The sequence below is a fragment of the Pseudomonadota bacterium genome (genome assembly GCA_022361155.1).
GTDB lineage: Bacteria > Myxococcota_A > Polyangia > Polyangiales > JAKSBK01 > JAKSBK01.
This window is the reverse complement of sequence record JAKSBK010000270.1, coordinates 1-4,691: the sequence shown is the minus strand read 5'-3', so window position 1 is coordinate 4,691 and position 4,691 is coordinate 1. Positions and strand designations below refer to the sequence as shown.

At 63.4% G+C, this 4,691-nt stretch carries 5 protein-coding genes; all 5 read right to left on the bottom strand.

What is annotated here, in order from left to right; genetic code table 11:
• Positions 1-316: 316 nt before the first annotated feature.
• Entirely contained in the window at positions 317-727 is a 411-nt protein-coding gene (locus tag MJD61_10170; GenBank protein ID MCG8555635.1) for a PIN domain-containing protein, read from the bottom strand.
• Complete coding sequence (locus MJD61_10165; GenBank protein MCG8555634.1) at positions 724-1,005, bottom strand: hypothetical protein; 282 nt, start codon at positions 1,003-1,005, stop codon at positions 724-726. The genes MJD61_10170 and MJD61_10165 overlap by 4 nt, the downstream gene beginning before the upstream one ends.
• A gap of 605 nt (positions 1,006-1,610) precedes the next feature.
• Positions 1,611-2,096: a hypothetical protein gene (locus MJD61_10160; GenBank protein MCG8555633.1), complete on the bottom strand. Its 486-nt coding sequence runs from the start codon at positions 2,094-2,096 to the stop codon at positions 1,611-1,613.
• Positions 2,097-2,276: 180 nt separating this feature from the next.
• Entirely contained in the window at positions 2,277-2,771 is a 495-nt protein-coding gene (locus tag MJD61_10155) for a MarR family winged helix-turn-helix transcriptional regulator (protein MCG8555632.1), read from the bottom strand.
• Positions 2,772-3,175: 404 nt separating this feature from the next.
• The gene (locus MJD61_10150) at positions 3,176-4,354 is read right to left on the bottom strand and encodes an ATP-binding protein (protein ID MCG8555631.1); all 1,179 of its coding nucleotides are present in this window, start codon (positions 4,352-4,354) and stop codon (positions 3,176-3,178) included.
• Between the last annotated feature and the right edge of the window lie 337 nt (positions 4,355-4,691).

Below are 4,691 nucleotides of genomic sequence, written 5' to 3'. Positions count from 1 at the left end.
GTGAATGACCACCGCCTAAAAGGCGGCGGCCTCGAAGGGCCGTGATGGCGGGTCAAGAAACGGCGCGCCCACGGAGTCGACTTCAGTCGACGGGCGCGCCCCGAACCCACCGCCTTCAGGCGGTGGTGCCGGCGCTCAGTTGGACACCCAGGTAGGCGGCTAACGATGTGAGGAAGTCAGTCCCTACCGTGGCACCCACCTACTTGACCCCGCGGAGCCCGCTTGGCGCGGTAGCCGGATTGGAGGGCGAACGAGTCGTGTACTCGAACACGGCATCGAGACTCTGCAACGTGCTGCGGGCTGCGCTGCGGGACTGCTACAGAAGCCGAAAGCGACCGTAGCTTTGGAAGTCGCGGTCGAAAGCCATGGCTTCTTCGATACCCAGGCGCTCCATGACGGCGAAGCTCAGAGCGTCGCAAAAAGAGTACACCTTGTCTTCGTGGCTGCGGAGGATGGAGACTGCTCGTGTCTCGTCCAGCGTATCGACTCGGACGATTGTGAAGGCGCCGGCCTCCACACGATCGAGGAATCCGAGCGCCAACGTTCGGCTGTCGCGCGTGTGCGTACGAAACAGCGTGTAGGCTTCGCACACGACGCTGTTGGTCGTCACGAGGTTCCAGTTTTCGGTGGCGGCTTTTCGAAACAGCGGGACGGCGCGCGCGTGGAGCCGATCCTCCGCGACGACGTGGGCAAAGATGGCGCTTGTGTCGACAAAGACGCGCTTCAAGGCTTCGTCGCGTACGCCTCAGCAAGGTGCCTGTATTTGTTCTCGGACACATCCGTGTGCTCTGAGTGGCCGGTTCCCGCCATCTCGAGCCAGCCCTGCATGGCGGCCCGCCGGCGCTGCTCGTCGCCGGGGTGCTCCTCGCTTTCATCTGCTTCGGAGTCTTGTTTCGGCGGATCGGTGTCCGGGCGCACAGCGGCCAACTGGCGCTTGAGCCAACGCTGCTCGTTCGCCGGAAGATGCTGGAATTCCTCAAGAAGTTTCTTCGCTCTAGCGTTCATTCTGGTGTTCAAGCCTACCTTGACGCGAGCGCCATGGCCAGTCGACCTCGTGCGGTCCCAATTCTCGCTGGATCGGCCTGGCCTGGGGGCGGCCTGGGCCGGAGGGAAATCGGAGACAACGCGGAGCGGTTCCACAGGGACAGCCAGAGTACGGCCCCGGGAGCCACACCCAGTGTCTGGCTTGACTCGCGCCTACTATTTGTAACCCCCCAAAAACATGTCTGACATGACGCTAGTCCTTCACCCGTGTGACCTTGGTCGATGATCGCGGTCGATGTGGTGCCGGATGCAAGGACGACGATGCAGGAATGGCAGGCCCCATTTCAAGGAGGAGGACGCCGCAGATGGCATTTCATCGGCCGTGAGGGGGATCAAGGTCATGCGGGTGAAGGACGAGTACTCATTAGAGACCCCAGCTTTGCCGGGGAGACCCCCAGCGTTTGGCATTTCCGAGAATCGATCAGGGATCCCCCGTTTCGAGGACTACGAGCAACTGGTGCGCTACACGGGTCGAGCGATCCGCACCGGCAGTGCGGTGCGCTGCCCGAAGAGTTGGCTCGATTGTGATGGATCTCGGATAGATGGAGGCAACTCGCTACGCGACTTCAACGGCTCGCCCAGGCCGCGAACGGCTGGAGCAAGCGCGCGAACGCCATGAAATGGGTGACGAGCAGGAGGGGTACGAGCATCGTCGGGATGTACCAGACGGCTCCGAAGCCAGCGACCACGTCCACGTGACGCAGGGCGTTCGCAAGATCTACCGTGCCGACGATGTTGAACAGCCACGCAAGAGCGATGGCGCCCGGCCATGACCTCCGGAGCGCGAACACGGCCAACAAGGCCAACATACCGGTGGCCAAGTCGCCGTAAGCCGCGGCCGTTGCGAAGCCATCGGGGAGTTGCCGGGCAACCACGCCGGGCACCATGAACACCATCCCGATGTGTCGAAACGCGTGCGGGAGTGCCAGCCAGAACAGCGCCTCTGAAGGTGCCATAAGCGCGAGCCGAGGCGCAAACACCCACTTGGCGATCACCCCCCACGCGATCATGCTCAGGACGAACTGCATCACGAATATCTGTTGCGTTTCCATCTTGGTTCCTTTCCGCCTCGAAGGGGTCAGCGCGCTCGAGACTTCGCGCGTGTTTGGAGGAGGGCCACCGCGTGCAGGATCACGAAGGCAGGCACGAGGAAGCCGGGGATCAACGAGAGGGATCTTTTCCTTCCCTCGCATAGTTGTATATGCAACTTATGCCTCAAAAAAAAGTTCGCGCTACTGCGGTCCCCTACGACTCAGCAACGCGTTACCAATCTGGTGGATCGAGCTTGCGCCGGCGGGGCTCAGCGCAGCCCGCGCTCGCGTCTGGGCCTTGTCCCATGCGGGCAGCGATCGCCCGAGCAGCGCTTCACCTTTTGCGCTCGTTGTCAGCAGCTGCTTGTGCCCCGATGGGGCCGGCTCCACGTTCAGCCAGCCGTTGTCGCTCATCCGCGCAGCGCTCCTGCTCACGGTGGACTTCTCCATATGGAGGCGCCGAGCGATCTCGTTTGGCGACACGGGGCCATGGTGAGCGACGACGACCAGGATATTCAACTGACCCACGGTCACGCCGAGCGGTCGCAGCGCGTGGTCGTAGATGGCCGTGATGGTGCGGTTGATCATGCGAATGCGCACGGCGAGGCACTCTGTCGTGATCCTGCTCACGATCTGGTCCATGGTTTTGGGCTTGCTGGACGGCATCAAGTTCTCCGTGTGTTGTATATGCAACATCGAATCTGTCTTGTCAACCCCCTTGTTGACCTGCTCGGGATGGCGGGCAGCGAATTCCTTGAGCGTTCTTCCTCTGGGAAGGGCGTTTCCGCAGCCAGGCCCTGCTGGACGAAGGCGCTGTTGACCTGCCCCCCGGGCGGCGTGGACCCGTTGCGGCCCGCGCTGCGCTTCCGCGGGACCGCGTTGGGCGCACACGATGCTTCAGTGGACCGCCGCCCGACGCTGCCGGACGCCAAAAAAATGGATGTCCTTTTTATGCTGCCACGAGATCCAAGGCCGATCCAGACCCGATGCGACGCCGTGGTACCACGTGGTATCCCGCTGCCGGCGGCGGGCTTTCTTGTGCGGGCAGGACCCGTACTCGGGACGCCACTTCGACCACCGCAGGGTGCTTCGCCAGCGGCTCACATTTGCGGAATCGTACGCTCCATGAAGCCGTCGAAGAGCGGCACGGTGAAGGCCGTGTCGCCATGACTGGGGCTGTGGATCATGCCTTTTGCGATGAGCGTGCTTCGGGTAGGGCCGAGCGAGGTAACTTTTCTGCCTAGCCTTTGAGCCACGTCCCCCGAGCGATGCGGGCCGGGCCCAAGATCGGCCATGGCGCGCAAGTAGCGTTTCTCGGACGGCGTCAGGCGGTCAAAACGGACGCGAAAGAAGCTCGCGTCCAGATCCGCTACCGCAAGCGCGGTCGCTTCGACCACGTGATCCGCGCGGATCGGTGATCGGTCGGCGCTGGCCCAGGCATGCTTGCCCCACTCCTGCAGGAAGTAAGGGTAGCGTTGCGTTTGTCGCAGTATTTCGTCCAGGGCACCGCCGGTGAACTCGACACCCTCGCGGGCTGCCGGCGCCGTGAGGGCCAGCCTGGCCGCGGTCGGGTCGAGCGGTCCGATCTCGGGAAACTCGAAGAGGCGCTCGGCATAGGACTTGGCGCGACCCGTGCGACCCACCACTTGGGGCAAACCGGCGGCAACGAGCGTGATCGGGAGCTGACCTTGAGCCGCACGATGCAAGGCTGTGATCAACGCGGCCAGCTGGTTTTCCTCCACGTACTGCAGCTCGTCCACGAACAACACCACGGAGGTGTTGCGCTCGCGTGCAGCCTCGCCTACGGCAGCCAACAAGTCCGCTAGGTCGACCTCCAAGTCGCCCGAGTCCGCGAGCCCGGGTTCCTTGGGTGTGGACACCGAGAGCTCGATGTCCGTGTACTTGACCTTGAGCGCGGATACGAAACCGGCAAGTGCCGTGAGCGCTCGTGTGACGGCGCGGCTCGCCGCCTCACGGCGATCAAGCCTGAGAAGGCTCGAGCGTAGCACCGGCGCGAGCACGGCCGGCAGCGAGCGGTCCTCTGGAGCTTCTAACCGCAGGCAGTGCATGCCGCGCGCCTCCGCATCGCGCAAAATGCGGTTGAGCAGCACAGTCTTGCCCACCCCGCGCAGGCCGACAAAAATGACGCTCTTGTCCGTGCGCCGGGAACGGATGCGATCCAGTGCGATTTCGACCCGCTCGAGCAGGGCGTCACGCCCAGCAAGCTCGGGTGGAGGGGTACCTGCACCAGGTGCGTAGGGGTTGCGACGGGGGTCCATCTGGCCAAGTATAGCAAGTTTAGGATGGTTTACTGGAAACACATAAACCTCCCTAAACTCGATCAAATTAGAAGACACCCAATTTCTCGATCACCCACACCCAGAGGCGGCTGAGCTGGCCGACGCCGGCTTGGGCGAATGGGCTGCATCGCTGCCCGAGGGCGATGAGGGGCTGGTCGACATGTCCGCGGGCACTCCGGTGCGATGGGTCGAGAGCGAGGGCTGGGTCGAGGAGCAATGAACCTCGACCGCGGCACTGTCGTCCTCGTTGGCCTCGATCCCACGGTTGGCCGCGAGCAACGCGGCCTGCGACCGTGCATCGCCGTCAGCGATCCCG

Coding starts and splice junctions, on each gene's coding strand:
- MJD61_10150 (MCG8555631.1), bottom strand. CDS start 4,354: ATGGACCCCCGTCGCAACCCCTACGCACCTGGTGCAGGTACCCCTCCA.
- MJD61_10155 (MCG8555632.1), bottom strand. CDS start 2,771: ATGTTGCATATACAACACACGGAGAACTTGATGCCGTCCAGCAAGCCC.
- MJD61_10160 (MCG8555633.1), bottom strand. CDS start 2,096: ATGGAAACGCAACAGATATTCGTGATGCAGTTCGTCCTGAGCATGATC.
- MJD61_10165 (MCG8555634.1), bottom strand. CDS start 1,005: ATGAACGCTAGAGCGAAGAAACTTCTTGAGGAATTCCAGCATCTTCCG.